General features: G+C 64.3%; 24 protein-coding genes, 1 tRNA gene and 1 pseudogene. 17 read left to right on the top strand and 9 right to left on the bottom strand.

From position 1 onward, the window contains the following. Positions 1-415: 415 nt before the first annotated feature. From AC066S_RS16600 to AC066S_RS16590, 3 genes and pseudogenes are all read left to right on the top strand, one after another. Positions 416-595 carry a hypothetical protein gene (locus AC066S_RS16600; RefSeq protein ID WP_478270204.1) on the top strand — a complete coding sequence of 60 codons (180 nt, stop codon included), beginning with the start codon at positions 416-418 and terminating at the stop codon, positions 593-595. A 447-nt stretch (positions 596-1,042) separates the two neighbouring features. After that, a complete protein-coding gene (locus AC066S_RS16595; protein ID WP_478270203.1) occupies positions 1,043-1,732 on the top strand; it encodes a LuxR C-terminal-related transcriptional regulator in 690 nt (229 codons plus the stop codon). Between the two features lie 501 nt (positions 1,733-2,233). After that, a pseudogene (locus AC066S_RS16590) lies at positions 2,234-2,563 on the top strand (hypothetical protein); the annotation flags it as partial. 798 nt (positions 2,564-3,361) lie between these two features. Here the strand turns inward: AC066S_RS16590 and AC066S_RS16585 are convergent. The 4 genes from AC066S_RS16585 to AC066S_RS16570 all read right to left on the bottom strand — a co-directional run bounded on the left by AC066S_RS16585 (position 3,362) and on the right by AC066S_RS16570 (position 7,846). Next, complete coding sequence (locus AC066S_RS16585; protein WP_478270202.1) at positions 3,362-4,153, bottom strand: Crp/Fnr family transcriptional regulator; 792 nt, start codon at positions 4,151-4,153, stop codon at positions 3,362-3,364. Continuing rightward, positions 4,150-4,497 carry a helix-turn-helix domain-containing protein gene (locus tag AC066S_RS16580; protein WP_478270201.1) on the bottom strand — a complete coding sequence of 116 codons (348 nt, stop codon included), beginning with the start codon at positions 4,495-4,497 and terminating at the stop codon, positions 4,150-4,152. Before AC066S_RS16580 ends, AC066S_RS16585 begins: the two co-directional genes overlap by 4 nt. A 93-nt stretch (positions 4,498-4,590) precedes the next feature. After that, positions 4,591-5,622 (bottom strand): LLM class flavin-dependent oxidoreductase, encoded by a 1,032-nt coding sequence (locus AC066S_RS16575; RefSeq protein ID WP_478270200.1) that lies wholly within the window; start codon positions 5,620-5,622, stop codon positions 4,591-4,593. 166 nt (positions 5,623-5,788) lie between these two features. Next, the gene (locus tag AC066S_RS16570; protein ID WP_478270199.1) at positions 5,789-7,846 is read right to left on the bottom strand and encodes an ATP-dependent helicase; all 2,058 of its coding nucleotides are present in this window, start codon (positions 7,844-7,846) and stop codon (positions 5,789-5,791) included. A 121-nt stretch (positions 7,847-7,967) separates the two neighbouring features. Here AC066S_RS16570 and AC066S_RS16565 point away from each other — a divergent pair, with 121 nt between their 5' ends. Further along, positions 7,968-8,561 carry a TMEM175 family protein gene (locus tag AC066S_RS16565; protein WP_126258046.1) on the top strand — a complete coding sequence of 198 codons (594 nt, stop codon included), beginning with the start codon at positions 7,968-7,970 and terminating at the stop codon, positions 8,559-8,561. Here the strand turns inward: AC066S_RS16565 and AC066S_RS16560 are convergent. Then, a complete protein-coding gene (locus AC066S_RS16560; protein WP_126258305.1) occupies positions 8,528-8,902 on the bottom strand; it encodes a YciI family protein in 375 nt (124 codons plus the stop codon). The two genes, AC066S_RS16565 and AC066S_RS16560, sit on opposite strands and share 34 nt — an antisense overlap. Before the next feature lie 197 nt (positions 8,903-9,099). Between AC066S_RS16560 and AC066S_RS16555 the strand changes: the two genes are divergently transcribed. Both AC066S_RS16555 and AC066S_RS16550 read left to right on the top strand, forming a co-directional pair. Next, a complete protein-coding gene (locus AC066S_RS16555; RefSeq protein WP_126258047.1) occupies positions 9,100-9,285 on the top strand; it encodes a hypothetical protein in 186 nt (61 codons plus the stop codon). A 27-nt stretch (positions 9,286-9,312) separates the two neighbouring features. Beyond that, complete coding sequence (locus AC066S_RS16550; protein ID WP_126258048.1) at positions 9,313-9,516, top strand: hypothetical protein; 204 nt, start codon at positions 9,313-9,315, stop codon at positions 9,514-9,516. Between the two features lie 7 nt (positions 9,517-9,523). Here AC066S_RS16550 and AC066S_RS16545 read toward each other — a convergent pair whose 3' ends face one another. Beyond that, positions 9,524-10,237: a substrate-binding periplasmic protein gene (locus AC066S_RS16545; RefSeq protein ID WP_135169333.1), complete on the bottom strand. Its 714-nt coding sequence runs from the start codon at positions 10,235-10,237 to the stop codon at positions 9,524-9,526. A gap of 331 nt (positions 10,238-10,568) precedes the next feature. On the opposite strand from AC066S_RS16545, the gene AC066S_RS16540 reads away from it, so the two are divergent. Further along, on the top strand, positions 10,569-12,974 hold the full coding sequence (locus AC066S_RS16540) for an ATP-binding protein (RefSeq protein ID WP_478270198.1): 2,406 nt from the start codon (positions 10,569-10,571) through the stop codon (positions 12,972-12,974). A 329-nt stretch (positions 12,975-13,303) separates the two neighbouring features. Continuing rightward, positions 13,304-13,377: transfer RNA gene (locus tag AC066S_RS16535), tRNA-Gly, on the top strand. A 357-nt stretch (positions 13,378-13,734) separates the two neighbouring features. Here the strand turns inward: AC066S_RS16535 and AC066S_RS16530 are convergent. Next, a complete protein-coding gene (locus AC066S_RS16530; protein ID WP_478270197.1) occupies positions 13,735-14,571 on the bottom strand; it encodes a xanthine dehydrogenase in 837 nt (278 codons plus the stop codon). A gap of 336 nt (positions 14,572-14,907) precedes the next feature. On the opposite strand from AC066S_RS16530, the gene AC066S_RS16525 reads away from it, so the two are divergent. Next, entirely contained in the window at positions 14,908-15,735 is an 828-nt protein-coding gene (locus AC066S_RS16525; protein ID WP_245481413.1) for an SDR family NAD(P)-dependent oxidoreductase, read from the top strand. 50 nt (positions 15,736-15,785) lie between these two features. On the opposite strand, the gene AC066S_RS16520 is transcribed toward AC066S_RS16525, so the two are convergent. Beyond that, on the bottom strand, positions 15,786-16,061 hold the full coding sequence (locus AC066S_RS16520; protein WP_430644567.1) for a hypothetical protein: 276 nt from the start codon (positions 16,059-16,061) through the stop codon (positions 15,786-15,788). A 235-nt stretch (positions 16,062-16,296) separates the two neighbouring features. Here AC066S_RS16520 and modD point away from each other — a divergent pair, with 235 nt between their 5' ends. The 7 genes from modD to AC066S_RS16485 all read left to right on the top strand — a co-directional run bounded on the left by modD (position 16,297) and on the right by AC066S_RS16485 (position 22,033). After that, positions 16,297-17,199 (top strand): ModD protein, encoded by a 903-nt coding sequence (gene modD, locus AC066S_RS16515; protein WP_478270196.1) that lies wholly within the window; start codon positions 16,297-16,299, stop codon positions 17,197-17,199. A 137-nt stretch (positions 17,200-17,336) separates the two neighbouring features. After that, positions 17,337-17,681 (top strand): hypothetical protein, encoded by a 345-nt coding sequence (locus AC066S_RS16510; protein ID WP_478270195.1) that lies wholly within the window; start codon positions 17,337-17,339, stop codon positions 17,679-17,681. Between the two features lie 228 nt (positions 17,682-17,909). Further along, the gene (locus AC066S_RS16505) at positions 17,910-18,113 is read left to right on the top strand and encodes a hypothetical protein (RefSeq protein WP_126258059.1); all 204 of its coding nucleotides are present in this window, start codon (positions 17,910-17,912) and stop codon (positions 18,111-18,113) included. A 302-nt stretch (positions 18,114-18,415) separates the two neighbouring features. Further along, on the top strand, positions 18,416-19,618 hold the full coding sequence (locus tag AC066S_RS16500; RefSeq protein ID WP_478270194.1) for an MFS transporter: 1,203 nt from the start codon (positions 18,416-18,418) through the stop codon (positions 19,616-19,618). 168 nt (positions 19,619-19,786) lie between these two features. Continuing rightward, positions 19,787-21,016: a CaiB/BaiF CoA transferase family protein gene (locus AC066S_RS16495; protein ID WP_478270193.1), complete on the top strand. Its 1,230-nt coding sequence runs from the start codon at positions 19,787-19,789 to the stop codon at positions 21,014-21,016. 310 nt (positions 21,017-21,326) lie between these two features. Continuing rightward, positions 21,327-21,542 carry a hypothetical protein gene (locus AC066S_RS16490; RefSeq protein ID WP_126258062.1) on the top strand — a complete coding sequence of 72 codons (216 nt, stop codon included), beginning with the start codon at positions 21,327-21,329 and terminating at the stop codon, positions 21,540-21,542. A 98-nt stretch (positions 21,543-21,640) separates the two neighbouring features. Continuing rightward, positions 21,641-22,033 carry a RidA family protein gene (locus tag AC066S_RS16485; RefSeq protein WP_167767490.1) on the top strand — a complete coding sequence of 131 codons (393 nt, stop codon included), beginning with the start codon at positions 21,641-21,643 and terminating at the stop codon, positions 22,031-22,033. Between the two features lie 188 nt (positions 22,034-22,221). Here the strand turns inward: AC066S_RS16485 and AC066S_RS16480 are convergent, their stop codons facing one another. Then, a complete protein-coding gene (locus AC066S_RS16480) occupies positions 22,222-22,884 on the bottom strand; it encodes a TetR/AcrR family transcriptional regulator (RefSeq protein ID WP_135169342.1) in 663 nt (220 codons plus the stop codon). 334 nt (positions 22,885-23,218) lie between these two features. On the opposite strand from AC066S_RS16480, the gene AC066S_RS16475 reads away from it, so the two are divergent. Further along, positions 23,219-24,454, top strand: coding sequence for an acyl-CoA dehydrogenase family protein (locus AC066S_RS16475; protein WP_478270192.1), 1,236 nt, complete (start codon positions 23,219-23,221; stop codon positions 24,452-24,454). Positions 24,455-24,460 lie beyond the last annotated feature (6 nt).

Here is a 24,460-nt window from a genome sequence, read left to right as displayed (position 1 = left end):
GGCGATCTTTGCCTTCAGCGCCGCATCGATTGTCCGTCTCGTCTTCTTCATGGTCCGCTCCGTTTATCAAAACGGAACGGCATCCGCACCACCTAAGCCGCCGGTCCAAAATCCGGGGTCCACCTCAAATCCTCATTCTCCATGGAAGCCGTCCCCACCTAGCTCCGAACCGAAACCGGAGGGGGATTATCAGGTCAAGCCGGGGTCCGGCAAGCGCGATCCACTCCCGCGCCCGTGCCGGCGGGGAACGTGGTAATCGGAGTTACCGGCTGGGCCCGTGCCTTCGAGCGAGGGGGCACCTCCCAAGCGCCCGCCGCCCGTGGGCTCGTCGCCTGGGTGCAAGCAACCGCTGTTCGGCCTTAAACACGCGACTACGCAAGTTCTGCAATTCAGTGAATTGAATGATGAGAGCTTGATGAGTTTGACGCAAAACAGCCGAAGAATACATGTGACCACCTACTCATTACCAACGATCCCTGCTGACGCGCTCATTGAAGTTGCTGAATTAATGAAGAAGCAGCTCCAACTGGGTGACCGGCTTTCTTTCATCGGTGCTAGACTGGCTGCGGTCAGACGCAGCCATTTTCGTGGTTAGTGTCCATCGTCGCCCTGATGAATAGTATTACTTTTCCCCCTTTCAGAAGCGCGGGGTCTTCGATGGCCTCGCTTTCGCCGAAACTTCGTCAAATGTTAGATTTGAATCGTGAAGGTCCCAATATACCATTCGTAATAACTGTGCCGACGAAGTTAATTAGATGTTAGCCATAATACCGGCTGCCAATCGGCGCGCCGACATTTGCTGAGGGAATCTCTCCCATTTCGCCAAGGTTTTCCAAGATGCGGTCCTTTCGTCAAGAATCGGCAGACCTGAATCTGCGCGCAGCACCGCATTCATACGGTGCTGCGCGCATTTGCCGCCCAAGCTACGGTGGCGCCCCATCGACGGTGCCGGGCGGTCCGGGCTGGTTATCCTCGCGTGTTAGAAAGAGCTTGTTGGATTAAACGGCTGCACAGGGGGTTGTTAGCAATAGGCAGGGGCAGCATGCGCCGCATCAGAATTGTCATCGCGGATCGACACCCGATCGTCTTGCAGGGCATCAGGAGCGTTCTTGCGATGCAGCGTGATTTTACGGTCGTTGCGTCTTGCAACGACGGAGCAAGCTGCATTGAGGCCATCCGATTTCTTGCGCCGGACATTGCGCTTGTCGATCCTACGCTGCCGGACCTCAGTCGGGAGCAGATCCTCGGGCGAGCAAGCGCTGCAAGCCCGGGTGCGCCGATAATCTTCTTTGCCGGTACTACGGGCGACCATGAGTTGCAAAGTCTGGCCTTGGATGGCGGCTGTATCCTCCTGCCAAGAGACGCGCATCCGGAGCTGCTGGTCGAGACCCTTCGGAAGGCTGCGCAGGGCCAAGCTGTCACCTCGCCGAGCACCGAGCAGGTCAGCGAGGAGCTCCGCGTCGATGACGAGCCTCTGACGCAACTCACGGACCGGGAGCGTCAGATCGTGCAGCTCGTGTCGGAAGGTCTATCGAATAAAGCGATCGGCCGTCGGTTGAATCTTGCCGACGGTACGATCAAGGTCCACCTCCATCACATTTTCCAGAAGCTGGACATCAGCAATCGCACAGTTCTCGCGGCAATGGCGCTTTCTCGAAGCGAGCTGCATGCAGCGCCACGTGAGCCGAACCCTCTTGATCTGTTACATCAGGATCCGATCGGCGTGAAATGACGAGGACGGCTGGCGTCTTCCGAAGCGTGCACCAGGAGCGGGCCATCGCGGTGCCAGATGTCCAATTGGTTGCGGCAGGCACCTTCGGCCTCGGCGAACGTTCGAAAGGGCGAGCCGGCAATCTTGATTGCGGCTTGGCTTTCGTGGGGCGACGCCAGCTGGCCCAGTAGCCGGAGTGGCCACGAGCGAGAAGCCGTCGCTGCTCGCGCTCCAGATCTCCGTGTCCCCGAGGGACTGATGGAATTGCAGCGGCATCGCAACGATCCGTTGCGGTCGAGCCTGCGCCTGCTCACATTAAACAAATATTAAATCTATTAAATGACCGGCGCAACCCGAAATCGTGTGCGAGGGACCGGAATGTGCCAGTAACTGAAGGGAGGGACACGAAAATTGGCGACGGTCTGTCGGCGGCGCACGTTCGGAAACGCCATTCAGGCGAAGAATATTGGTTGAGAAATTATTTAATATATAATATTGTAGATTGAATTGTTAAATCAAGGAGTGCGTATTGTGACCCGAGACGGCAACGAAGATGATGACCGGCGGGCGTTTTTGAAAACCTGCGGAAGTTTTGCGGCGGTGACACCCCCAGTGATGACCCTGCTTCTATCCACGTCCCTGACCTCAAAAGCCATCGCAAGTTCGGGCGGCCTGCAGAGGGTGAGGCAGGACGACGGGGGGCGGTCGTTCTTCGATAATGATCGGGAGGCTGCGGCAGGGCCGGGGAGCTCCAGCGGCGGGTCATCAGGAGGTGGCGGGTCATCAGGAGGTGGGGGGGGACCTGGCAGTCCTTCTGCTGGATCATCTCGCGCCGCAGCGAGATCCGGCGGTGGTGGCGGATCCGGTGGCGGCGGATCCGGTGGTGGCGGAGGCAGTGCAAAGGGGCCCTTCGCAACCGGCAGCAGCTCTGGAATTCCAAGCGCAGATGGTGGAGTCGATTGCGCAGACGAAGAGAACGAGGAAAGGCGCAAGGCCGACTGCCCCGGAGCTGGTACTCGGATTTCCAGCGCAACCGAATCGGGCCGGTAGGAGCCGTCTCAGCAGTGCGTGAGTCTTTGCGTCCCACCGCCGCAGCTTTTGCGAGCGCAACATGCCAAATGTTAGTGCGCTTGTCCTAGAATTGCATATTTTTCCCGACTCGTGAGGGTGGGCCAGTTCTTCCGAAGAGCTCGATCAGGAGGCGCGTCATGAATAGCCCCGTTCAAGCCGGCGATTCCAGGGCTCTGCTTCAACAGCGTCTCGAGGCGCTTGTCTCCCAACTCGCGGAGCTTGAGAAGCTCAGAGAGTGGGTCACTCGAGAGGAGAATCGTCAGCGAGAGCTGCGCAAGGCGGGCAGTTCGCGCAGAACAGCTCGGACCGCGAGCGCTCGTCTTAGTTTCGCAGAAGCAAGGCTCGTGTCTGCGCTGCTTGGTCCCAATAGGTCCAGTCGTTGTAACGAGCGTCGCAAGGCGATTGAATGAGGGATGTTGATGTCTTAGTTTGGCTTCGGCCGGGAGCCCCAGCTCCAAAGCTGCAAAGTTCTTGAACTCGCTTTCGCGCAGGATTGGGCGATCGTAATGGCGGGCGTTTGCAACCGTTTTGCGCGATCGCAAAGGTACGCACGGCTGCGTTCGCGAAAACAAGCCGGCCCTACGAGCTTGTGCCGGCTCTTCGGCTGCCAGGCAAGTGGGAGGCGCCCCGCGCCGGCGCCCCATGAACCAGTCCAATCGCGCCCCGTGAAACTATCCGATCAATTTCGCGGCTCATGACCTGGTAGCACTCGCATGCCAACGCTTCGAGCCGCGGCCGATCAATCTCGAGCTGGCCGCGCCGATTGGATTTCAGCGCTCTTGATGCGCGCATTGTGCTCACGACATGTGTGACTGTGGTGCGGCGGACGCCCAGCAATTCCGACAATGTTTCCTGGGTCAGCGGGAGCAGATCGCCGCCATTCGCTCGATCGTGAATGTGAAGCAGCCAGCGCGCCAGACGGGCTTCGACGGAATGCAGTGCATTGCAGGCCGCCACCTGCTGGAGTTGCGCCAACAACGACATCGTGAAGACCTGCACCATGGATGCTATTGCAGGGCTGCGGTGTTGCGCTGCCAGAAATTGCGCGCGAGAGATCTGCAGCGCGGTCCCTGGTATGCGAACGACCGCCGTCGTGGGCGAGACGGACGCGCCTAACGATGACGTCAAGCCCACAGCACCCTCGTGCCCGATTATCGCCGTGGCAACTGTCTGCCCGTTCGGCAGCTCCGTGATATCGGCGATCGCTCCCCTGAGCGGGAAGAAGAGTTGTTCGATCCGATCGCCAGATCGGACGAGCACGGAATCGCGTTCGATCACGACTTTCCGCAGATGGAGCGCAAGCAAAGCAAAATCCGCTGGCGGCAACGCCGTTAACAAAAGGTTACCTACTCTGGTTGCGTGGTCCATCATGGGATTGCCTCCCGACGGATGCCCGGCACTAGAACTGACGCCGGTGTGTCGAACTGCTCTGCAGGGGCCAGCTCAACGGCAAGCCAACCGACCACCACAGATATGGTTCCGATAGTCCATGCGAGCAAGGGAGGCGCGACAAGCCTGGTCGGCGGCCACCAGCTTCCCAACGGTTCGGTGAAGACGCGCCGGCCACCGCGGGGGGCGCCTGCACGGTCATGACCTTCCGGACGCTGTAGGATCGCATCCTTCAGGACCCGCAGGTGCTGCGAGACAGCCGGGCGGCTGGCATTGAGTCCGTCGGAAATCTCCCGCACAGAGCGATTGTCTTCTCGAAGCCGCATGAAGACGCGACGTTTGGGCAGCGGCTATGCCACCACCGCGTGATGTCCGGCCAAGCCCGTAGGGCGAAGACGGACTGAAGCCATCGCTCGCAGCTACCCCATCATCTCCCTGACCATCGGCACCACCGTCCGCCCATAAAGCTCGATGCTCTTCATCAGCTTCTCGTGCGGCAGGGGTCCTGCCGAATACTTCAACTGAAACCGCGAAATGCGAAGTGCCTTCGCCGTCTTGGCGATCTTGCGTGCGACGGTCTCGGGCGAGCCGACATAGAGCGAGCCGTGCTCGGCCTCATGGACGAACTCGTCGCGGCCCATCGGCGGCCAGCCGCGCTCCTTGCCGATGCGGTCGCGCATGGCCTTGTAGTCGGGCCATAGCTGCTCGCGCGCCTCTTCATCGGTCTCGGCGACATAGCCGGGCGAGTGTACGCCGATCGGCTGCGCAGGTCGGCCGAACTCCTTGTAGGCGCGGTGATAGAGATCAACGTAAGGCGCAAAGCGCGCGGGATCGCCGCCAATGATCGCGAGCATCAAAGGCAGGTCGTAATGCGCGGCGCGCACCACCGATTGCGGGCTGCCGCCGACACCGATCCAGGTTTTGAGCCGGCCGTGCTCGACCGGCGGATAGACCAGCTGGTCCCGCAGCGGCGGCCGCAGCTTGCCGTCCCAGCTCACCGGCTTCTGCGACAATAGCGCGGCGAACAGGTCGAGCTTCTCCTCAAACAGCTCTTCGTATTTGCGCAGGTCGAAGCCGAACAGTGGAAAGGATTCGGTGAACGAACCGCGGCCGAGGATCACCTCGGCGCGCCCGTTCGAGAGCGCATCGAGCGTCGCAAAGCGCTGGAACACGCGGATCGGATCGTCCGAAGACAGCACCGTCACGGCCGAGCCGAGATGGATGCGCCTGGTGTGCGATGCGATCGCCGCGAGCACGGTCTCCGGCGAGGAGATCGCGAAATCGGCGCGATGATGCTCGCCAAGGCCGATGAAGTCGAGGTTGAGCTCGTCGGCCAGCACCGCTTCGTCGACGACGTTGCGGATCACTTGCGCGTGAGAAAGCATCGTGCCGGAGGCGTCCTTGGTGACGTCGCCAAAGGTGTCCAGTCCGAATTCGAGCGGTACGGTCATCGATCAGGGTCTCTGTGGGAGGATCGGGCAGACTTAATGGACCGCGGCCGCGCGACAAGTCGGCTTTCGGAAATGCTCGGTTTCCGATTGTGAGCGGATTCGGATGCGCTGCAGGTTCGCGCCGCTCGACGTCTATAGCGTTCGCCGATTGCGCCGGCCGCGCCGTCTAGCGCCACATCCCCCGCATCCGCGCCCCGATGTCGATCTTCGGTCCCTGCGCCGCGCTGCGCGCTGCGCCCGAAGCGGCCTTCGGCCAGGCGGTGCGCTCGAACAGGTGAATCAGCTGCTCCGGGATGAAGCGGGTGCGCGAGGCGTAGACGTGGCGGTCGCCCTTGGCCGCCTGGCCGTGGGTGAAGAAGCGCTGGGGAACAACGAGGTGCAGATCGTCCTTGGCGCGCGTCATCGCGACATAGAGCAGGCGGCGCTCCTCTTCGAGCTCGGCGCTGGTGCCGGCGCCGAGATCGGAGGGCATGCAGCCGTCGACGACGTTGAGCACGAAAACCGATTTCCACTCCTGGCCTTTGGCGGAGTGGATGGTGGAGAGGATCAGATAGTCCTCGTCGCGCAACGGCGGCCCTGATTTGTCGCTGGTCGCATCCGGCGGATCGAGCGTGAGCTCGGTCAGGAATTTTTCGCGGCTGGAATAGCCGCTTGCGATCTGCTCGAGCTGCATCAGGTCGGCGCGGCGCGTCTCGGAATCCTCGTGGATGCGGTCGAGATGCGGCTCGTACCACAGCCGTACGCGCTCGAGATCGACAGGCCATTCCGAATAGCGCAGGTTCTGGGTCGTACGAACGAAGTCGGTCCAATCCGCGCCGGTGCGCGCCGGCACCGGCAGCTGGCCCAGCGCTGTGAGCGGATCGGTGCTCTCCGCCATCTGGTCGAGCACGCGCTGCGCGGTCGCGGGACCCACGCCCGGCAGCAGATGCAGGATGCGGAAACCGGCGACGCGGTCGCGCGGATTTTCGGCAAAGCGCAGCAACGCAAGCACGTCCTTGACGTGCGCGGCATCGAGGAATTTCAGCCCGCCGAACTTGACGAAGGGGATGTTGCGGCGGGTCAGCTCGATTTCGAGCGGGCCGGAATGCGAGGAGGTGCGGAACAGCACAGCCTGGTGCTTGAGCAGTGCGCCTTGCTCGCGGTTCGCCAGCACCTCCTCGACGATGTAGCGCGCCTGGTCGGCCTCGTCGTGCACGGTGACGAGCTGCGGCTTCCGCCCCGCGATGCGATCGGTCCAGAGGTTCTTGGTGAAGCGCTCGCGGGCGAGACCAATCACGCCGTTGGCCGCGGCCAGCACGGCCTGGGTCGAGCGGTAGTTGCGGTCGAGCGTGATCATCTCCGCGCGGGGTGAGAAGCTCTGCGGAAATTCCAGGATGTTGCGCACGGTGGCGGCGCGGAACGAGTAGATCGACTGGGCATCGTCGCCGACCACGGTGAGCCCGCGTCCGTCGGGCTTCAGCGCCAACAGGATCGAGGATTGCAGGCGGTTGGTGTCCTGGTATTCGTCGACCAGCACGTGGTCGAAGCGGCCGCCGATTTCTTCCGCGATCAGCGCATCGCTCATCATCTGCGACCAGTACAGCAGCAGGTCGTCGTAATCGAGCACATGCTGGGCCTGCTTGGCCTCGACATAGGCCGCGAACAGGCCCTTCAGCTCGGCGGCCCAGCCACTGCACCATGGATAGTGCTGGCCGAGCACCTTCTCGATCTCCATCTCGGCGTTGACGCAGCGTGAGTAGATCGACAGGCAGGTGCCCTTGGCGGGAAAGCGGCTTTCGGTCTTCGACAGGCCGCGCTCGTGCCGGACCAGGTTCATCAGGTCGGCGGAGTCTTCGCGGTCGTGGATGGTGAAGGCCGGATCGACGCCGATCCGCTCGGCATATTCGCGGAGCAGCCGCGCGCCGATCCCATGAAAGGTGCCGGCCCAGGTCAGGGCATCGCGCATGATTGCGGCGTTGTTCTCGCCCAGCACCTTTCGGGCGATGCGCTCGACCCGGCCGGCCATCTCGGCCGCCGCGCGGCGGGAAAATGTCATCAAGAGGATGCGGCGCGGGTCGGCGCCTGCGACGATCAGATGCGCGACGCGGTGGGCCAGGGTGTTGGTCTTGCCGGAGCCGGCGCCGGCGATAACCAGCAGGGGGGCGCCCAATGTCGCGCCGTCGGCCACGCCATGCTCGACGGCGCGGCGCTGCTCCGCATTGAGCGTGTCCAGATATGTCGCCACGAATCGCCCCGGTGAAAGGGCGAGAGTCGGCCATCCCGGCGCGAATCGCAATGCGGCTGGACGGAGCTGGAATTAGGATTTAGGGGAAGACGGCCCCGAGTTCCAGCAGCACACGCCCGACATGACCGAGCTCAAACCCGACCAGTTCGAGATGCGGCGGCTGGAATCGCTCAGCAACACCATCTTTGGCGTGGCCATGACGCTTCTGGCCTACGACCTGCCCAAGGCCGCGGTCTTCAGCGGCGCGCCCGACTGGAATGATTTGGCGCGGGTCTATTCCGGCAAGCTCGCCGGCTTTGCGCTCAGCTTCATCATCGCCGGTGTGTTCTGGATCAGCCATCACCGCCGACTGGCACGCCAGCCCGTCGGCAGCCGCGGCATGGTGGTCCTCAACCTGTTTTTTCTGCTCTCGATCGTGCTGCTGCCGGTGACCAACGGCCTCTATACCAATTACGCCACGAGCAGCGCGGTGGCGGTGCTCTACGGGCTGCATTTGACCACGATCGCCGGCCTCAATGCCTTGCTGTGGTGGACGATCCTGCGCGGCTGGGGCCGCGAGATCATGGCGTCCCTGTTTCCGGTTGCCGTATTCATCCCGGGCACGATCGTTGCGGCGTTCGCGCCGCATATCGCGCCCTTCGTGTGGTTCCTGGCGTTTGGCGGGCTCCTGATCCAACGCTTTTACGTCGCGCCGAACCCATCGGCCGGCACATAAAGCTTGACCGGGCGGATTTCGTAGACCGCGGTCGGATTGACCGCACGCAGCTTCCGCGCAGCCTCGATCGCCTCCTCCTCGGTGGCGCATTGGATCAGGTGGAAGCCCAGAAGCTGCTCCTTGGTCTCGGCAAACGGCCCGTCCAGCACCATGCCGGGGCCGGGGCCGCGCAAAGTCCGGGCCTTTCGGGTCTCGTCCAGGCGGGCGGCCGGCCCAAACTGTCCGCTGGCCCGCAAGGGCGCCTGAACTTCGATGACCTTGGCCACGACCGCGGCGTCCTGCTCCGGCGTCCAGGACATGACCTCGTCTTCCACATGGTAGGCCAGGATGGCGTAAAGCATCGTCACCTCGTTGTTTTCTGTACAGATCCCAAGGACGTAGCACCGCCTGCGGTGCCGACAATCCCGAAGCAAAATATTGCGCAGCCCGCAAGCGACGAAACCGTCCTGAAACCCGATTGCGCCCTTGCCGCGTGAACGCGGCCGGGAGCGGTCGCGACTGATGACCACAAACAACAAGATGTCTGCTGGAGGCGGCAATGTCGGGTCACATCATCAAGATCATCTGCGACGCGCGTCGGGCCGGACGGTCGGAGCCGTCCGATCTGCACGACCAGGCCGGCCACCACCGTTATTACGGCAGCTCGGCCGAGAATGGCGGCGAGCGGATCGCCGAGAGCCGGCGCGGCAAGCGCCCGCGCGCACTCGGCGTCTGCGGCTTCTGAAGCATCTGGTGAGACGGTCTGTCCGCGATGGACGTCCTGCAGATATCGATCGCGGCAATGCCGTTCCTGCTCGCACTGATGAGCCGGATGGGCAAGGCCATCGTGCCCTGCCTGCTGACGAGTCTCTTCACCGTGCTGCTCGGCGGGGAGCCTCACCGCGCAGTCGTGGCCTGGTGCGTCGGCATGCTGATCGCAGCCGTCGCGTTTCGCGAGCGACTTCGCGCGGGCTGATCTGCGGTCATGGCGTGGCCAGGACCTGTTTGACCAAGGCCTCACGCAGCGCCGCCAATTCGCCGCTCGCCTCCATCTGAGCGATCACCTTGCCTACCTTCGGCACCAGATCGCGATGGCGTTCATGCAGGTAATGGTAGATGTGGATCCGCTCGAGCGGCGGCGAGAGCGGGTAGATCCTGGCCTGCAGATTGAGTTTCCTCACCGCGACAAGTCCACTGAAGAGGTCGGTGACCATCACGTCGAAGCGGTCGGCGTCGAGCATCCTGACCATGTTGTCCAGGCTGGCGGCCGCCGTGACGCGGGCCATGTCGCGCGTGCCGGCCTCCGAGGAGCCGACGCCGCGGACGATACCGATGCTGTAGTCCCTGATCGAATCCCAGCCGGCGACGACGAACCGGAGCTTGGTCGCGAACACTGCGGGCTCGATGTAGTTGATCGCCGGCGTGACCTGGATCAGCGTCGGGTAGTCGCGCGAGAGGGTTCCGATCCGCTGGATCTCGCCGTCGACCGCGCCGGCGCTCGACAGCGCGAGCGCGCGCTTGCCGGGGAGGTCCTCGAACTCCAGCCTGATGTTGAGCTTGGCATAGACAGCCCGCAGCATCTCGCCGCCGACATATTGATCGGGGATGTCGGCAATGCGCGCCAGCCGGATCAAGTCCTGCGCCTGCGACGGATCGGCTGCTAGCAGCGACAGGCAGACGACGACTGGCCGCCACATAAGGCGTCTCCTTGATCGTGCGTTGCTACCACTGAATTCCGGTGCCTGCGCGATCTACCAGAAATGGATACCTCGGCGCCGGCATCTGTTACCGCCCGCCGTGCCCGCGACTCCGGACTTTCACTGGTGTCATTCTAACACGCGGAGTGGTAGTTTGCGCCGTAATCCTGCTGCTCGGCGCAAGGCGTGACCCGCCGACCTCGATCCGCCCAAATGCCGACAGGGTGATTGCGCGCATCGGGTGACGAGGCAGGCGTCTCAACTCTTGGACCGCTCGAGACTGCAACCGGTGGACCGGAGCAGGGAGACGCCATTTCCGAGGACGTGGTGCATGGCCAACGCAGCTGACGAGGATCCCAAGCGCAGCCACGCCATCGCGCCGGCAGCTGCGAAGCCGGGCCTGACCGGCGTCGGCACCGCGCTCGCGCCTCCGATATTCGCACCGCTGCTGTCACGGCTCTTCAACTGGTCGCGCAGCGGCATCGGGCCGCGGCTGCTCGTCGCGGTGCTGCTGTTCTCCTCCGCCGTGACGCTGATGCTGACCGCGCTTCAGCTCTATCTCGATTACGATCGGGAGGTCGGGCTGATCGAGACGCGTCTCGACGAGATCGGCCGCAGCACGACCGGCAGCCTCGGCGAGAGCCTGTGGAATCTCGACCAGAACCAGCTCAGGCTTCAGCTCGACGGCATCCTGCGGCTGCCCGACATCCGGGCCGCCGAGGTGCGCGAGATCGCCGATCGCCCCAATCCGATCCGTCTTGCGGTCGGCGAGCCCAGCGCCCGCTCGGTGGTGACGCGCGACTATCCCTTGACCTACAGCGTGCAGGGCACCGCACGTGAGATCGGCGTGCTCCACGTCGAGGCGACGCTGACCGACGTCTATCAGCATCTGTTCAATCGGGCGCTGGTCATCCTGGTGAGCCAGGCAGCGAAGACATTCCTGGTTTCTCTGTTCATTATCTACATGTTCCATCTGCTGGTGACGCGGCATCTGGTCACGATCGCCGAGTTCGTCAGCAAATACAGCCTGGCGCGGCCGCCGCCGCCTTTGCGCCTGGAGCGCCGGCCGCCCCACCATGCCGACGAGCTGGACAAGGTGGTCGGCGCCTTCAACGCCATGTGTGCGAACCTCGAGCGGGCCTATGGCGAGCTGCGCGAAGCCAATGAAAGTCTCGCGCGCGATCTGACCATCCGCCGGCGCGCCGAAGAGGATGCACGGGCGAGCGAACAGCGTTTCCGCGACTATGCCGAGACCGCGTCCGACTGGTTCTGGGAGACCGGACCGGACCATCGGTTCACCTACATATCCGACCGTGCTGGTGCGTTCGGCATGGACAGCGCGGCGCTGATCGGCAAGCGCCGCACTGATGCCGCGTTCGGCCGCGATGCCGAGCCCGAGAAATGGCGTGCGCACATGGCGACGCTGGACCGCCACGAGCCGTTCCGCAAGTTCGAATATCGTGGCCGCGACGCCGCCGGGCGGATGCATCATTTCAGCGTCAACGGCCAGCCGATCTTCGCCGCCGACGGACGCTTCATGGGCTACCGGGGGTCCGCGACCGACCTCACCGCGCAGCACGAGACCGAGGAGCGGCTGCGTCAAGCCCAGAAGATGGACGCGATCGGCCAGCTCACCGGCGGCGTCGCGCACGATTTCAACAACGTGCTCACGGTCATCACCGGCACCATCGAGATCATCCAGGAAGGTCTGGCAGACAAACCCGAGTTCGCTGCGATCGCGCAGCTGATCGACGATGCGGCCGCGCGCGGTGCCGAGATCACCTCGCAGCTGCTCACCTTCGCGCGCCGTCAGCCGCTGGAGCCGCGCGAGATCGACGTCAATGCCCTTGTGGTCGAGACCGCGAAGCTGCTCAAGCCGATCCTCGGCGAGCATATCGAGATCGAAACCAAGCTCGCCGACGACGCCTGGTCCGCGATGGCGGATCCGTCGCAGCTCTCTTCCGCGATCGTCAACCTCGCCGTCAATGCACGTGACGCGATGCCGGGTGGCGGCAAGCTCCTCCTCGAGACCGCAAACCGCGAACTCGACGACACGAGCGGCGACGGCGAGGTCGTGCGCGGCGCCTTCGTGATGGTCGCAGTCAGCGACACCGGCCACGGCATTCCGGCCGACATCCGCGCGCGCGTGTTCGAGCCGTTCTTCACCACCAAGGGCGTCGGTCGCGGCACCGGACTTGGGCTCAGCATGGTCTACGGCTTTGCCAAGCAGACCGGCGGCACCGTCGCCATCGAGAGCGAGGAGGGGGTCGGCACGGTGATGCGGGTATTCCTGCCGCGGTCGAAGGGCGAGGCGCCGGCCAGGGCGACACCGGTTCAGCCGCTTGTCAGGGCACGCGGCCAGGAGACGATCCTCGTGGTCGAGGACGATCCGCTGGTGCAGGGTTACGTCATTGCCCAGCTCGGCAGCCTCGGCTATCGCACGCTTGTGGCCAGCGACGGCGCATCGGCGCTGGCGCTGGTCGACCAAGGCGCCAAATTCGATCTGCTGTTCACGGACATCATCATGCCCGGCGGCATGAACGGGCGGGAATTGGCCGACGCCGTCCGGCTGCGCCGGCCCGGCCTGAGAGTGCTCTTCACCTCCGGCTACACCGACAACGCGATCGTCCACGAAGGGCATCTGGATCCCGGCGTGGCGTTGCTCCGAAAGCCCTACCGGAAGTCGGAGCTGTCGGAGAAGATTCGCGAGGTGCTTGCCGGCAAGCCGCCGGCCTGAGCCGCGCGGGCGACGAAAAAGGCGCGGCGGGGAAGCCCCGTCGCGCCCGATTTCGTGCTCGCTGGTCCAGGGCTGAGAGCGCCCCGATGCCAAGCCTTCACTCAAAGCTTAGCGGGCGACCCCAGCGAGGTGACAGCGCTTGGTAAGAGACACTGGATCACCTCCTTTCGTTGGTTTCGGAAGACCTCAATATAGGGGGCATTGCCGGCGCTGTTAAGGGCCGGCGGGTCCGGAAGGAACCAGGGCGATTCGCACGGCTGAGGACATACCGGAAAGCGGCGTCCTGAGCAGTTGAGACCGCCGCCCGGCCGTGTTAGGGAGCCCGTAGCGCGGGTGTAGCTCAATGGTAGAGCAGCAGCCTTCCAAGCTGAATACGAGGGTTCGATTCCCTTCACCCGCTCCAGTGTTTTCAATGACTTATTGGACTTGCCAGTTTCCGTTCCGACGAGGCGGCTGAATCCATTCCGACAAGCTTCCGCTTTCTGGCTGCCTGCTTGCGCTGCTTGGCGCGCTCGATCTGCGCGTCATGCTTGGCCTCGTCGCCGTGATGCAGCTCGTGCGCCATCGCTTTGGTCGATGACCATTGACGCTTGAGCTGGCCGCTCCTCCAGAATTCGCTTCACCGAATGCGAGCATCGTCCGCACCTGACCGTGCAACCCAGGCAGTCGTAGACCTGTGCGGCCGAGCACAGCTCGTCGTCGGTCGAAACGAGCGCGCCCCTGATGTCGTGATCGCTGATGATGTTGCAGGAACAGACGATCATGCCGGATTCCGTTGTGTGATGCGTCGCGCGGCGTGGAGCCTGACGGCGGCGATGGTGGCGTCGGCGATAGCACGGCCGCGGTGGTCCGTTCCGGTCCATTGGGCGTCGCGGCCGCGCGGGTCGATCTCGAGCAGCTTGACGCCGGCCGGAGCCTCGCTGCCATCGCGGGCGATGCCGCGCAAGATGCCGTCGCGGGGTGCGAGCACCGGTACGCCGGAGAGGTGGCCGAGCACGAGATCCTTGTAGACGCGGGCGCCGATCTCGATCGGTGTGTGCCAGCGCCCCGCGCACCGCGAATAGACAAAGCGCTCCGCGCCGACATCGCCCAGGGTGCTCGCAACGCCGTCGGCCGGGTCTGTCCAGCGCTGTTCAGCGACGAGTCCGATCCTTCCGGGGCGCGTCTCCACCGCGAGGTCGCAATTGAAGTTCGATGAGAACCCGGGGCCGAGACCAATAGTCAGCCGGGCCAGCCGTCTGAGGTCGGGCGTGATCCGACGCTTCTGAAGACGCGCATCGATGAGGAGGTCGATTTGGCGGACGGGAAGAAGGTCGAGCAGGCCGAGCCAGCTGACCAGGATTCGCGCCGGCCGGCGCAGGGCCTGGTAGACCTGCATGCCGTCGTCCGCGCGTTCGGCAACGATGTCCTCGAGACGCGCGGTGTCGGTGAAGAGGGCGTCGTGGAAGGCCATCTTGCGGCGGATCACCGGCGGATCCGGATCATGCGACAGCACCACGCAATAGCCGGCGCGCACGAGTCGGAGGCCGACCGCGGATGCGATCTCGTTGGTGCCGAGGATAACAGCAAAGAGTCGTTGGTCGTTCGGCTGGGGCATTTGAAACCACTTTTGCAGGAAAAGTGCAGCAAGACAGGGCGCGAATGAACGTCGATACGGGAAGAGCAAGAGCCGGGCCATTTGGAACGATTGAAAAACAGCTCTCAACTGCCGATCAACGTTCACGAAGAAGGAGCGCACCGGGACGGCGTTGCTTGGTCCGAAACTCAACGCTCCCCTGTTGCAAATCTTTCAACGTGTCGCGAAGCGGACACCGCGCCCCAAAAACCATAATGATTGGCCGGCAAAGCGTGGCCCAAATCCTGCAAAGTTGCTCCTGTTGTCATCGTGTGGCGCCCGCCGGGGCGCGGTGAGGAGCTTTGCGTGACGCTCGATCTGCTGGACCGCGACGGCGCGCCGGGCGACGCGTCGGCCCCCGATGTTGCCCTGTGCCCGTTTCACGGCGACAAGTCGCGCGCACAGCACGGCGCGCGGAAAACGCTCGTGTTGACCGGTGCGTCGCGGGGTATCGGTCACGCCACGGGAAAGCTGTTCTCCGAAGCCGGCTGGCGGATCATCACCTGCTCGCGGCAGCCGTTCGATGGTGATCGATGCCCGTGGGATTCGGGAACGGATAGCCACGTCCAGGTCGAGTTGAGCGACCGTCGCGCGTTGCCGCGCGCGGTCGCGGAAATCAAGGAGCGGCTCGACGGCCAGCCGCTGCATGCGCTGATCAACAATGCCGGCATCTCGCCCAAGGCCGCCGACGGCAGCCGGTTGAACTCGCTGACGACGCCGGTCGAAACCTGGATGAGCGTCTTCCACGTCAACCTGCTCGCGCCGATCCTGTTCGCCCAGGGCTTGGTCGAGGAATTGAAGCTGGCGTCCGGCTCGATCGTCAACGTCACGTCGATCGTAGGTTCCCGGGTTCACCCATTTGCCGGCAGCGCCTATGCGACGTCGAAGGCGGCACTTGCGTGTCTGACCCGCGAGATGGCGCACGACTACGCACAGTTTGGAATTCGCGTGAATGCGATCGCTCCCGGGGAAATCAAGACGGACATCCTGTCGCCGGAGACCGAAGCGCAGCTGGCGCCGATCATCCCGTTGCATCGTGTCGGCACGCCCGACGAGGTCGCCAAGGTGATCTTCTTCCTGTGCTCGGATGCGGCCAGCTACGTCACAGGTGCGGAAGTACCGATCAACGGAGGTCAGCACGTGTGATCAAGCGGCAGGCGTCGATCGCCAAAGAAATTTTGTCGATTTGCGCTGGATCAATGCGGCGAACCCGCTTTCGCGCGTGACCCCCGTTCCGGCGGCAATTTCCGCGAGACGGATGACAAAGCGTGCAAGCGCGACGGAATCTTTTTGCAGCGATGCTGACAAGTTGAGCGCGACTCGTGACCGGTCTTCTGCTTGAAGAGGGCGGCAATCTCCTTGGCGGCATCGGTGAAGTTGGCGGCCACGGCGACGTTGGTCTGTGCGGCCTGCGCCTCGGCGAATGCGAGCAGCAGCCCTGCGGCGACGGCGATCGTGCGAAACAGCTTCATGATGAACTCCAGCGGACGGCAACGCCTCCGCGCGAGCCCGATTGCTGCGAGGCGCCGGCCAGCGAGAGCTCAGCAATTGGCGTGCCGGATGGATCCGGGAATTCTGGTGTGCGCCTTGCAGGAATGAGCGTCAAAAGATGGGCGTTCCCGCTGCTTGCGGCGGCGGGGCCGGCGGTCCGTGTCGGGTTTGCGACAAAGTCGTCGGCAAGCCGACACCAGTGAAAGGAAGCACGCCATGGCAATCGTTGCATCGCGCGCCGAGCTCGAGCGTCTGCTGGAAGACGATGTGCCTTATGGCGACCTCACCACCGAGGCGCTCGGGATCGGCACGACCGACGGCGTCATGCGGTTTGCTGCGCGCTCGCCGATGGTGTTGGCGCTCGTCGAGGATGCCGCCGCGATCATCGCGCTCGCCGGCTGCGAGGTCGAGCTGTTCGCCGCGTCCGGCGCGGCACTGGAACAGGGCGCGCCGATCCTCGAGGCGCGCGGTCCGGCCGCCGGCCTGCTGCGGAGCTGGAAGGTCGCACAGACCTTGATCGAGATCTGGTCCGGTGTCGCCAGCGAGACTCGCGCCATCGTCGACGCGGCGAGGGCGGTCGCCCCGCAAATTGCGGTTGCCTGCACGCGCAAGAACGTGCCGGGCACCAAGCGATTTGCAGTGGCGGCCGTCAAGGCGGGTGGTGCCGCCATGCATCGGCTCGGCCTGTCCGAGACCGTGCTGGTGTTTCCCGAGCACCGCGCCTTTCTCGGCGAGCTGCCGCTGTTTCAGGCGGTCGAACGGTTGCGGCGGGCGGCACCGGAGAAGAAACTCGTGATCGAAGTCAAGACCGCCTATGCTGCCCTTGCCGCGGCAGTCGCCGGCTTCGACGTGATTCAGGCCGAGAAGTTCTCGCCGGCCGATGTCGCTGCCCTGGTCAAGCGCATCGCTGCCATGGCTTACACGCGTGCCCGTCCGATCATTGCCGCGGCTGGTGGGATCAATGCGGCAAATGCTGCGGCCTATGCCGAGGCCGGCGCCGATGTCCTGGTCACGTCGTCGCCCTATCTGGCGAAACCCCGGGACGTGCAGGTGCGGATCGTGGCCACCGACGCAGCTGTGGTCCGTTCATGCCAAAACCTCAGTTCAGCCGTCGCCTGAACTGAACCTGCGGCGGCATGCTCGGTCGCGGGACACGGAGGGGCCGATCGGTCGGATCCAGAGTCGAGCCTGATCCAGATCAATTCGGCGCGGATCAGGTGGCCTATCTGTCGGTCGTATCTTGGAAAGAATGCGACATGACCGACAAGCCGATCCATTGGACGCCGGATCTCACGCTGCCGACCTCAAAATCCACCATGCAGCACTTCACCGCAAATGTTGGCGGCGACCGCCTGGAGATCGACGCCACCCCCTGGGGCGAGGCCGATCTCGCCGTCAACGGTCAATCGATCGCTCACATCGAGACGGCACCGAGCGCCGGGGACGCGTTTCGGGCGCTCGAGACGATCGCTGAGGATTTCGAGGCCGGCAAGAAGGCCGGCGGTGACCGGCGCCTGGATCAGGCGATCGAGGATGACGACGTCCGCCAAAGGCTGGGCCTGACGCGCCGGTTCGGCGGTCACGGTCATCGAGACCGCTGATACGCCGCCGCGATGAGCGCAATCCGCGCGGGTTAGAGCGGAGCGACCCGGATCCACTAGGAACCATCGCATTGAGTACGAGTTGGCCGGTCGGGCAGGACCGAAAGTCACTCGAGGCCGACCGTGCAGGACGACGTGCGCGTCACGGCCGCGCATCCGTAGCTGACGCAACGTTAAGCCCGCCGGCGCGTTATCGGGCGAACGGTTTCTGAAACTCAGGAGTGGACAATGGGCCTTGCTCAATATGCCATCGTACCGGTGCAGGACGAATGGGGTGTGCTGCACGACGGCAACGTCAGGAGCAAATACGCCACCAAGGAAGCTGCATTCGAATCGGCGGTCGCCGCAGCGTCCCTCGCGCTTCGTGAGGGGCATGAAGTCCATGTCAGCGTGCCCGGCCGCGAAGCCGGCGACAACGCACTTGGCGTCTAGAGCCGGACCGCGGAGTAGCATTGGCAGAGGGAGACCGCGATGACCAAGCCCCGCGAGCCCAACGGCGTCGAGCCATCCCGCTCCGAGGACGACATCCAGCGCGACCAGCTGGGTCCTCGCGGCGTGCCCGGTGCGCCAGATCCGGCCAGGATAGCAGGTCGATCCCGGCCACACCGCGTGATGCGGTCTGCTCTGCGGCTAGCGCCGCGGTGCCATTCGGAACCGACATTCCCGTGACCTCAACCGGCAGGTAAGAGAGGCTGCCGGCGCGATCCGCGCCCGGCAGCCAGGCGACGTTTGGAATGCGCTTCTTGAAATCAGACGGCAGGCTGATCGGGGTCCTGCTGGTGCTCGCCATCACGCAACTGATCGGATGGGGCACGATCGGGCTTCCCGCTATCGTCGGACGCGATCTCGCCGCCGATCTCGGCATGAGCCTGCCGGCGGTATTCGCCGGGACATCCGTTCTCTACGTCTCGATGGGCCTGTGCGCGCCGTGGCTCGCCCCTTCCTTTGCGCGTCATGGCGCACGGACGGTCATGATGGTCGGCACGATCGTCACCGCGCCGGGCTTTCTGCTGCTGTCCTTCGCGCGCGAGCCGATGCTGTATTTCGCCGCCTGGATCGTCCTCGGCGTCGCCGGCAGCGCCACGCTGTCGACTGGCGCCTATATCATGCTGAACGAGATCGCCGGCCGGCAGGCCAAGAACGCGATCGGGGCCTTGATGCTGGTGACGGGCCTGTCCAGCAGCATCTTCTGGCCGACCACCTCGTTCCTGAGCGGTCATCTCGGCTGGCGGGGGACGTGCCTCGTCTATGCCGCGATGCTGCTCCTCGTCAGCCTGCCGCTTTACGCGTTCGTCGCGCCACGCCGGAAGATCGTGGCGGATGATGCTGGCGAGCCGGTCAAGCCACGGCCGTCGCCCGCAATTCCGAGGAGCACTTTCGGCCTCGTCGTCGCCGCGATCACGCTGAACGCCTTCGTCAATTTCGGCATCGGCGCCATCCTGATCGAGCTCTTGAGGGCGGAGGGGCTGGCGCCGGCGCAGGCACTGGCCTTCGGCTCGATGCTGGGCGTGATCCAGGTCAGCGCCCGCGGGCTGGATCTGCTCGGCGGCGGGCGGTGGGACGGGATCACGACAGGGCTCGTCGCCGGCACGGCGCTGCCCGTGGCCATGCTGCTGTTGATGCTGAGCGAGGGCGCGACCTGGGCGGTCGCGGTCTTCATCCTGCTCTACGGCGCCGGCAGCGGCGCGATGGCGGTGGCGCGGGCCACCATCCCGCTCGTGTTCTACGACCAGGCCGAGTTCGCCAAGGCGATGTCGATGATCGCGCTGCCGCTCAATCTCGCCTCCGCGATCTCGCCGCCGCTCCTCGTCGGCCTGCTCACGCAGTTCGGCAGCCGCGGCGCGCTCGGTCTCACGCTGGTGTTCTCCTGCGCCACCGTGCTGATCCTGGTCCTGCTCGGCCGGCGGCGGCCGCGGGCACTGGCGGCCGTGACCTGAGCCAATATTCGCGGCGCGGAAAGTGCTGATGGTAATGGCCTCTGTGCCCGGCAGGAGATAGCCGCATGCCGCCAGTGCAGTGCTCAGCGCGCCAAAATGGTGGTATCGGCAGGGGCGCAGGCCGCGTCGAGCCGCCGCGCCAAAATCAGTTCCCCGGAGGAAATCGACATGTCGGCCTTGCCGCTCTCAGGCATCAAGATCCTTGACCTCACCCGCGTGCTCGCCGGGCCCCTGTCGGCCCAGATGCTGGGCGATCTCGGCGCGGAGGTCATCAAGATCGAGCGGCCGGGCACCGGCGACGACGCGCGCGCGTTCGGGCCGCCTTATTTGACCGACCCCGAGGGCAGGGCCAACAACAACAATTCCTTCTACCTCTGCGCCAACCGCAACAAGAAGTCGGTCACCGTCAACATCGCCAAGCCGGAGGGGCAGGCGATCATCCGCGAGCTGGCCAAGGACGTCGACGTCTTCATGGAGAACTACAAGGTCGGCGATCTCAAGCGCTACGGCCTCGACTACGAGACCATCAAGGCGATCAATCCCGGCATCATCTATTGCTCGGTGACCGGCTTCGGCCAGACCGGGCCCTATGCGCCGCGCGCCGGCTATGACGCCATCCTGCAGGCGATGGGCGGCCTGATGAGCGTCACCGGGCACATGGATGGCGAGCCGGGCGAGGGCCCGATGAAGGTCGGTCCGTCCATCGTCGACTACATGACCGGCATGAACACCTCGATCGGCATTCTCTCGGCGCTCTACCACCGCGATGCCAATGACGGGCAAGGACAGCACATCGACGTCTGCCTGTTCGACACCGTGATCGCGTCGCTGTCGCACTGGCTGCAGATCTACCTCGTCAACGGCAAGACGCCGCCGCGCCGCGGCACCTGGGGCAATGGCGGCATGCCGGCCGGCGTGTTCCGCTGCACCGACGGCGAATTGATGCTGGTGGTCGGCAATGACGGCCAGTTCCAGCGCACCTGCGCCGTGCTCGGCGAGCCGGAGCTGGCGAACGATCCGCGCTTCCTCAGGAACAACGACCGTGTCGTGCACGGCAAGGAGATCATGGCGATCTTCGCCGGCCTGTTCCTGAAGCAGCCGGTGGCCTATTGGCTGGAGAAGCTGGAGGAGGCCGGCGTGCCCTCGGGTCCGATCAACAATTTCGAGCAGGTGTTTTCCGATCCGCACGTGCAGTCGCGCGGCATGCGGGTGAAGACGCAGCACAAGTTCGAGCCCGAGCTGTCGCTGATCCGCAACGCGCTGACCCTCTCGGGCACCCCCATCACCGAATACCGCGCCCCGCCGCTGCTCGGCGAGCACACCGAGGAGGTACTTGGCGGCAAGCTCGGCTATGATGCGGCGAAGATCGAGCAGCTGAAGCAGCAGGGGATCATCTAGCCCCACTGAAGCGGCGCTTGCCCTCTCCCCCTGTGGGAGAGGGTGGCTCGCCGCAACGCGGCGAGACGGGTGAGGGGTATCTATCCTCCCGAATAATTTCGCGAGCGGAGAGATACCCCTCATCCGGCGCTTCGCGCCACCTTCTCCCACAAGGGGAGAAGGGAAGAAGACCGCGAACGCGCGGGCGATGCGCGGGCTGGCCTGAGGCTTGCGGGCAATCCCCAGATAAGTGCGGTCCGTAGTCGCACAGGCTTCCGCTTTGCGCGGGACTCTGGTTCGATCTCTCCACTTGGGTCCGGGAGGGAATTGCATGTCCTACACGATCGGGTTTCAGGCCAGGAACCAGAAGTCCATTCTGGCGACGGAGGCGGCCACCGCCAATCAGGCCGTCGCCATCATTGCCGCGCTGCGGCAGAGTGCCGACGAAATAAAGTTCATCCGCTCGCCGCAGGAGGGCGAAATGGGCATCGAGATGCTGCTGCTGCTCGCCAAGGAAGAGGCCGAGGAGATGCCGCAGCGGGCGTAACCCGCCGTTACAGTCACACTTCGGTCAGAAGCGAAGCATGCCGGCTGCAGAATGATGTAGTCAGGCTCACGTTCTCGCTTGAACCGAAAGTGACGCCCATGAAACGCCAAGCGCTCCGTGTCGAGCCGATCTCGACCTTTCTCGATCGCGTGAAAGCGCCGACCTCGCCGGTGACGCGCGCCGGCAACATGATCTTCGTCTCGGGCCTGCCGCCGTTCGACCCGGAGACCGGCGAGATCGCCTCCGCCCCGATCGAGCGGCAGAGCGAGCGCGTCATGGAGCAGATGAAGCTGTGCCTGGAAGCGGCCGGCGCCTCGCTCGACAACGTCATGAAGTGCAACGTCTACTGCACCTCGACCAGACACTTCGCCGCGTTCAACGCGGTCTACGCCCGCTATTTCCCGCAGGATCCGCCGGCGCGCATCTTCGTCTGCACCCCGGAATGGTTCGGCCCCTTCGACGTCGAGATCGACTGCATCGCGATGATGTGAGGCGCTGAAAGTCCCCATGGTCGCTGCGGCCATCCTTCGAGACGCCCGCTGGGGCGGGCTCCTCAGGATGAGGCTGGAGTACGCGGCGATAGGTTCCGCGAGCAAAATTGCGGGTTCAGCCTCATCCTGAGGAGACCGCAAAGCGGTCGTCTCGAAGGACGAGGCGCGTGCTCTACCGAGCTCATGGGTTACCGCGCCGCCACCCGCGGCGGCGCCTTCGTTTCCGCCTTTCCCGCCGTCAGCGCCATCGTCGCCACGCTGACCACGCGCGCGACCACGTCCTCGACGTCGTCGAGATCGCATTTGCCTTCCGACAGTTTGGTCAGCCGCTCGCTCTCGCGGATGGTGTGATGCGCCATCGCGAGCGCGAAGTTGAGGCCCCAGTAGATATCGACGTCGCTGCGCTCGGGCAGGGCGCGGCGCATGGCGCCGGCGAATTTCCGCAAATGGTCGATCTCGCGGTTCTTGATGCGGCGGATCGGCGGCACGGATTCGATCGAGGCGCGGATCATGAAGCGCGCCGCGGTCGAGCGCTGGTTCTCGGGCCCGAGGCAGCCGCGCAAGGTCGGCCCGACCAGCGCGCGCAGGATCACCTCGATCGGCGCGCGGCCGCCGCCTTGCTCTTCCGCCGCCTTCAGTTCGCGCAGGCGCTCGCGGTTGGTCGCGATCGAGCGGGTGACGAACAATTCCGCGATCAGCTCGTCCTTGGAGCCGAAATGATAGTTCACCGCCGCCAGGTTGACGCCCGCCTCCGCGACGATGTCGCGCAGCGTCACGTCGCTAAAGCCGCGATCGGCATAGAGCCGTTCGGCGGCGGTCAGGATGGCGGACCTCGTATGATCGCTGGCCATGATCGGGACACCTCGTCATTCCGGGGCGCGGCGCAGTCGCGAACCCGGAATCTCGCGCCACAATTTCGGGATTCCGGGTTCGACGCTTCGCGTCGCCCCGGAATGACGCATGGGGCTGCAAAGCAGTCGAGGGAGTTGCAATTCAAACAGTTGTATGAAACTATCGTTTGAAGGCCAGAGATGTCAATCCGCAATCGGGACTCGTTCGCAATGCGATGGGTGTTCCGAAGCGTCCGCAAGCCCGCGCTTGCGGGCCGCACGCAACGGGTGGACAGTCCGGCGCAAAACAGCCCCGCGAAGCACAGTTCGCAAAAAGAGAGACGAGGAGCGTCCCATGGATTTCGATCTGTCCCCCAAGCAGAAGGAATGGCTCGACCGCGTGCGGTCCTTCATGGCCAAGCACGTGCGCCCGGCGGTGCCGATCTACGAGCAGCAGGATCACAGCGGCGAGCGCTGGAAGGTGATCCCGATCCTGGAGGACCTCAAGAAGAAGGCGAAGGCCGAAGGTCTCTGGAACATGTTCATGCCGCCGTCCGAGCATGAGGACGACGAATTCCGCGGCGCGGGACTGACCAATCTTGAATACGCGCTGCTGTCGGAGGAGATGGGCCGCATCAGCTGGGCCTCGGAGGTGTTCAACTGTTCCGCGCCCGACACCGGCAACATGGAAGTGTTCATCCGCTACGGCACCAAGGAGCAGAAGCGCAAATGGCTGCGCCCGCTGATGGACGGCGAGATCCGCTCGGCCTTCCTGATGACGGAACCGGCGGTCGCCTCGTCCGATGCCACCAACATCGAAACCCGCATCGAGCGCGACGGTGACCACTACGTCATCAACGGCCGCAAATGGTGGTCGTCCGGCGTCGGCGATCCCCGCTGCAAGATCGCGATCCTGATGGGCAAGACCGATTTCAAGGCGGCCAAGCATCAGCAGCAGTCGCAGATCCTGGTTCCGCTCGACACCCCCGGCATCAAGGTCGAGAAGATGCTGCCGGTGTTCGGCTTCGACGACGCGCCGCACGGCCACGCCCAGGTGCTGCTGGAGAACGTGCGGGTGCCGAAGGAGAACATCCTGTTAGGGGAAGGCCGCGGCTTCGAGATCGCGCAGGGCCGGCTCGGCCCCGGCCGTATCCATCATTGCATGCGCACCATCGGCAAGGCCGAGGAGGCGCTGGAGAAGATGGTGAAGCGGCTGTCCTCGCGCACCGCGTTCGGCAAGAAGATCGTCGAGCACTCCGTGTGGGAGCAGCGCATCGGCGAAGCCCGCACCAACATCGAGATGACACGGCTGCTGTGCCTCAAGGCCGCCGACATGATGGACAAGGTCGGCAACAAGACCGCGCAGGCCGAGATCGCCATGATCAAGGTCGCAGCGCCCAACATGGCGCTGAAGATCATCGACGAGGCGATCCAGGCATTCGGCGGCGCCGGTGTCTCGGACGAGGCGGGTCTTGCCAAGGACTACGCCCACATCCGCACGCTCCGTCTCGCCGACGGCCCGGACGAGGTGCACAATCGCGCCATTGCCAGGCTCGAGGTTCGGAAGTATGCAAATTCTCCGAGTCACTAAGCACGG

The sequence above is a fragment of the Bradyrhizobium sp. CFUWI genome (genome assembly GCF_056429085.1).
Note: the sequence above shows the minus strand (reverse complement) of the source record. Positions and strands in the feature narration are given on the sequence as shown.

Coding starts and splice junctions, on each gene's coding strand:
- AC066S_RS16495 (WP_478270193.1), top strand. CDS start 19,787: ATGTCGGCCTTGCCGCTCTCAGGCATCAAGATCCTTGACCTCACCCGC.
- AC066S_RS16500 (WP_478270194.1), top strand. CDS start 18,416: ATGCGCTTCTTGAAATCAGACGGCAGGCTGATCGGGGTCCTGCTGGTG.
- AC066S_RS16480 (WP_135169342.1), bottom strand. CDS start 22,884: ATGGCCAGCGATCATACGAGGTCCGCCATCCTGACCGCCGCCGAACGG.
- AC066S_RS16600 (WP_478270204.1), top strand. CDS start 416: ATGAGTTTGACGCAAAACAGCCGAAGAATACATGTGACCACCTACTCA.
- AC066S_RS16560 (WP_126258305.1), bottom strand. CDS start 8,902: ATGCTTTACGCCATCCTGGCCTACCATGTGGAAGACGAGGTCATGTCC.
- AC066S_RS16505 (WP_126258059.1), top strand. CDS start 17,910: ATGGGCCTTGCTCAATATGCCATCGTACCGGTGCAGGACGAATGGGGT.
- AC066S_RS16595 (WP_478270203.1), top strand. CDS start 1,043: ATGCGCCGCATCAGAATTGTCATCGCGGATCGACACCCGATCGTCTTG.
- AC066S_RS16565 (WP_126258046.1), top strand. CDS start 7,968: ATGACCGAGCTCAAACCCGACCAGTTCGAGATGCGGCGGCTGGAATCG.
- AC066S_RS16580 (WP_478270201.1), bottom strand. CDS start 4,497: ATGCGGCTTCGAGAAGACAATCGCTCTGTGCGGGAGATTTCCGACGGA.
- AC066S_RS16485 (WP_167767490.1), top strand. CDS start 21,641: ATGAAACGCCAAGCGCTCCGTGTCGAGCCGATCTCGACCTTTCTCGAT.
- AC066S_RS16575 (WP_478270200.1), bottom strand. CDS start 5,622: ATGACCGTACCGCTCGAATTCGGACTGGACACCTTTGGCGACGTCACC.
- AC066S_RS16540 (WP_478270198.1), top strand. CDS start 10,569: ATGGCCAACGCAGCTGACGAGGATCCCAAGCGCAGCCACGCCATCGCG.
- AC066S_RS16545 (WP_135169333.1), bottom strand. CDS start 10,237: ATGTGGCGGCCAGTCGTCGTCTGCCTGTCGCTGCTAGCAGCCGATCCG.
- AC066S_RS16530 (WP_478270197.1), bottom strand. CDS start 14,571: ATGCCCCAGCCGAACGACCAACGACTCTTTGCTGTTATCCTCGGCACC.
- modD (WP_478270196.1), top strand. CDS start 16,297: ATGGCAATCGTTGCATCGCGCGCCGAGCTCGAGCGTCTGCTGGAAGAC.
- AC066S_RS16555 (WP_126258047.1), top strand. CDS start 9,100: ATGTCGGGTCACATCATCAAGATCATCTGCGACGCGCGTCGGGCCGGA.
- AC066S_RS16585 (WP_478270202.1), bottom strand. CDS start 4,153: ATGATGGACCACGCAACCAGAGTAGGTAACCTTTTGTTAACGGCGTTG.
- AC066S_RS16475 (WP_478270192.1), top strand. CDS start 23,219: ATGGATTTCGATCTGTCCCCCAAGCAGAAGGAATGGCTCGACCGCGTG.
- AC066S_RS16510 (WP_478270195.1), top strand. CDS start 17,337: ATGACCGACAAGCCGATCCATTGGACGCCGGATCTCACGCTGCCGACC.
- AC066S_RS16520 (WP_430644567.1), bottom strand. CDS start 16,061: ATGAAGCTGTTTCGCACGATCGCCGTCGCCGCAGGGCTGCTGCTCGCA.
- AC066S_RS16490 (WP_126258062.1), top strand. CDS start 21,327: ATGTCCTACACGATCGGGTTTCAGGCCAGGAACCAGAAGTCCATTCTG.
- AC066S_RS16550 (WP_126258048.1), top strand. CDS start 9,313: ATGGACGTCCTGCAGATATCGATCGCGGCAATGCCGTTCCTGCTCGCA.